At 37.0% G+C, this 775-nt stretch carries 1 protein-coding gene; it reads right to left on the minus strand.

The genetic code is table 11. The features are described from left to right. Positions 1-212 precede the first annotated feature (212 nt). Complete coding sequence (locus tag DCC82_RS17055; RefSeq protein ID WP_012748835.1) at positions 213-611, minus strand: S1 domain-containing RNA-binding protein; 399 nt, start codon at positions 609-611, stop codon at positions 213-215. Positions 612-775 lie beyond the last annotated feature (164 nt).

Consider the following 775-nt stretch of genomic DNA (forward strand, 5'->3'; position numbering starts at 1 on the left):
CAATCAGAGAATACCCTACCTTTTTTCTTTTGGTCTAGCAAAATGCTTTACACAAAATTTTATACATCATCTATAAAAAATTCCACATACACGAACGGCAAAATACATCTGCCTTCTCGCTAAAAAATAAGAAAAAGCATCCATCACCGTGGATGCTTTTTGGCTGTTATTCACTATTATGATATGATCATCCTTATACATTCAGCAGCAAGTTACCCACGTCTCGCGCCACGACCTCCCCGCTTTGATTCCATATGGCGTCTAAGAGATGCTAGACGATCTTCACTTTCTTTAAGAAAACGGCTGATTTTTTGTTCAAAGCTTTCTGTTGCGGCTCGATCATTGGCCTTATAGCGTGGACGCTGCGAAGGTTGCGTATCTTTTGCTTTTTTAATGGATAAACCAATTTTTCCATCTTTCTCTACGTTAATGACCTTGACATTAACGATATCTCCAACTTTAAGATGATCGTTAATATCCTTTACGTAATTATCCGCTACCTCACTAATATGAACTAGTCCAGTTACACCTTCTGGCAGCTCCACAAACGCTCCGAATTTCGTAATCCCCGTTACTTTGCCTCGTAACTTGCTGCCTACTTCAATTGACATAAAAAAAGTGCTCCTCCTTAAAAAACTTTCAAAATTATTTCCTTTATTATAACGAATGTAAAAAACAAGTGTCAATAAGATGAGTGCCTGAATCAGCTATGAAGAGTATATTTCAAAGTTTTTCGTCAAAATAGGGATTTTCAAATTATCCACAGTTGGTAAAA

This window comes from Geobacillus sp. LYN3 (genome assembly GCF_003064505.1).
Lineage (GTDB): Bacteria > Bacillota > Bacilli > Bacillales > Anoxybacillaceae > Parageobacillus_B > Parageobacillus_B toebii.

What these genes read in the sequence shown, in the direction of transcription:
- DCC82_RS17055 (WP_012748835.1), bottom strand. Translation starts at nt 611, where the DNA reads ATGTCAATTGAAGTAGGCAGCAAGTTACGAGGCAAAGTAACGGGGATT.